Annotated in this window: 4 protein-coding genes; all 4 read left to right on the top strand. The window is 42.7% G+C overall.

Going from position 1 to position 2,315, the window contains the following annotated elements; all coding sequences use genetic code 11:
- Window positions 1–96: 96 nt before the first annotated feature.
- On the top strand, window positions 97–543 hold the full coding sequence (locus CS060_RS13860) for a MarR family winged helix-turn-helix transcriptional regulator (RefSeq protein ID WP_035050645.1): 447 nt from the start codon (window positions 97–99) through the stop codon (window positions 541–543).
- Between the two features lie 67 nt (window positions 544–610).
- Window positions 611–1,471, top strand: a complete 861-nt coding sequence (locus CS060_RS13855; RefSeq protein ID WP_369795760.1) for a permease — start codon at window positions 611–613, stop codon at window positions 1,469–1,471.
- Window positions 1,472–1,486: 15 nt separating this feature from the next.
- A complete protein-coding gene (locus tag CS060_RS14195) occupies window positions 1,487–1,648 on the top strand; it encodes a hypothetical protein (protein WP_180271099.1) in 162 nt (53 codons plus the stop codon).
- Between the two features lie 122 nt (window positions 1,649–1,770).
- Window positions 1,771–1,950 (top strand): hypothetical protein, encoded by a 180-nt coding sequence (locus tag CS060_RS13850; RefSeq protein WP_231563759.1) that lies wholly within the window; start codon window positions 1,771–1,773, stop codon window positions 1,948–1,950.
- Window positions 1,951–2,315 lie beyond the last annotated feature (365 nt).

Below are 2,315 nucleotides of genomic sequence, written 5' to 3'. Positions count from 1 at the left end.
AGCTTTTTTTCGTCAAAAACCGCATAAAATCAATAAAAACTTAGGGTATGTCTTTGAAACTTTTGACAATATCTAATAAAATCAAGAGGTGAGGAAATGGAAAATGTTCGCGAACTATTCCACACGATGACAAAACGGCTTGGGCTGTTAGACCGAAATTGCTGTACGGTTGGTGGGGTTGAATTATCGCTTGTGCAAAGCCATATTTTATACGAAATTGACCGGATGAACGAACCATCGATGCAACAAGTGGCTGATGCGTTAGCCATCGATATTACGACGTTCAGCCGGCAAATTCAAACGCTTGTCAAAATGAACTTAGTGAAAAAAACACCTTATTCCCAAGACCGCCGCGTCTATATTTTATCGTTAACGCCGGAAGGAAAATACGTCACAGCAAAAATCGACGCGGAAGTGAACGAATATTTAGGTGAAGTATTTTCACATATGAGCGAGTTTGAACGCGAAACGGTTCTTCGCTCCATTCAGTTGTTGAACGAATGTATGGCTAAATCAACCGTTTGTTGCAAACCATTATTTTAAGGCAAGAGAAATCTTGCCTATTGCTTGAACAAATACTTGCATTTTGCAAATAAAGGGGAGAATTCATTTGGAAACGATACAATCGTTTTTCTTTTTAGCGTTAGAGCTTACGTTGCTTTTTCTCGCTATTTCGTTTTTTATTCAATTCATTGAGGGATACATTCCTTACGATCGCATGCAACAGCTGTTGGCAGAGCGCCATCCGCTCATTGGCGCAATCATTGCTGTCATGTTTGCATTTGTGACTCCATTTTGTTCATGTTCGACCATCCCGGTCGTCGTGTCGCTCTTAAACAAAAACGTTCGGTTCGGGCTTGTCATGATTTTTTTATTCGCTTCTCCTGTACTTGACCCGACGATTTTAACGATAATGACCGCATTGCTTGGCATCAAAGTAGCCGCCGTATATACACTATTGACGGCGATACTTTCGATTCTCATCGGTTTTATGCTAGAAGTGTTCGGATTTGAACGTGCAGTCAAACGCGTGATTATGAAAGGAAACGTGGATATCGGGAAAAAACGGACGTTGAAAGAAGCGTGGCATGAGACGCTTCATCTCATGAAAACGGTATATCCGTATTTATTGTTAGGAGCCGGAATTGGCGCATTCATCCATGGCGTTGTGCCGACGGAATGGATTTCAACCTATATGGGAGGTGATACATGGTGGCTTGTTCCGCTTGCGGCAATCATCGGCATTCCTTTATACATCCGTCTCTCTACGATGATACCTATTTCGCAAATGCTTCTTGCGAAAGGGATGGCGCTCGGTCCGATGATGGCGCTTATGATTAGCTCGGCTGGTGCAAGCTTACCAGAAATTACACTACTGCATAGCATTTTTCATAAGAAACTCGTCTGGGCGTTCATCGCCTCGGTTATTTCTATGGCTACGTTATCAGGATTTTTGTTTTACATCATATAAATGGAGGAGATTCATATGTTCAAAAAATTATTTACACAAAAAGAAAAAGGTTGTTGCGATGTGCAAATTATCGAGGTTAAAGATGACGAGAGAAAAGAGGATTGCTGCGAGGAGAAAGAGGACTGCTGCAAAGAGCAAGAAGATTGTTGCGAAGATGACGAACAAACATGTTGCTAGCAGCAGAGCACCAGGAAAACCTGGTGCTTTTTGCATGGGCAGGATTTTTGGTGAGGATGACGAAGTAAGGGGGGAAATTGTTTTTTATTTGGAAGATAAGCGATCGAAAAAGGATGAGGTTTGTGAATATATTGGACGTCAGTCATTGGAGAAGAGATGATGAAAGACAAGCATCCGGAACGAGACAAAAGTTTTGGTTAGTTAGTCTATATAACGAAAAACGATATTTGTTCAAAATTCCGATGTGTACGTGGAACGCTGACAACGACAATGAAACAGCTTCAGCTAGACATGGTACATGATATGGAGTTGACAATAACGGTGTAGTAGATAAAAATAACACAAAGCTCCCAGAGGATGGAACAGGCAGCCATCGCCTTTGGTGGAGATGCGGGAGTGAAAATCCGCCTGAAGTTTTGTGGATGGAGTGGATCGATAGCGGGAGGGGCTATGGATTTCTGTTTTACCACTATGCAATAGGCGAGCTCGTTGCGTTACAAGGATGGTGTGTGTTGACATGTCGTGTTTTTGTTGTATAATTGTGCGTAGAATAAACGCTGTCGTTCATATGGACGGCAGGTCAAGAAGGGAGCGGCATCGTGTCGCTCCTTTTGGTGTGCTCGGCATGGGTGCAATCTATAGGGTGAAAGTCCCGAACTGCGAAGGC

Origin of the sequence: Anoxybacillus flavithermus (genome assembly GCF_002742685.1) — a bacterium.
In the GTDB taxonomy this organism is placed as follows: domain Bacteria; phylum Bacillota; class Bacilli; order Bacillales; family Anoxybacillaceae; genus Anoxybacillus; species Anoxybacillus flavithermus_E.
Note: the sequence above shows the minus strand (reverse complement) of the source record. Positions and strands in the feature narration are given on the sequence as shown.

What these genes read in the sequence shown, in the direction of transcription:
- CS060_RS13860 (WP_035050645.1), top strand. Translation starts at nt 97, where the DNA reads ATGGAAAATGTTCGCGAACTATTCCACACGATGACAAAACGGCTTGGG.
- CS060_RS14195 (WP_180271099.1), top strand. Translation starts at nt 1,487, where the DNA reads ATGTTCAAAAAATTATTTACACAAAAAGAAAAAGGTTGTTGCGATGTG.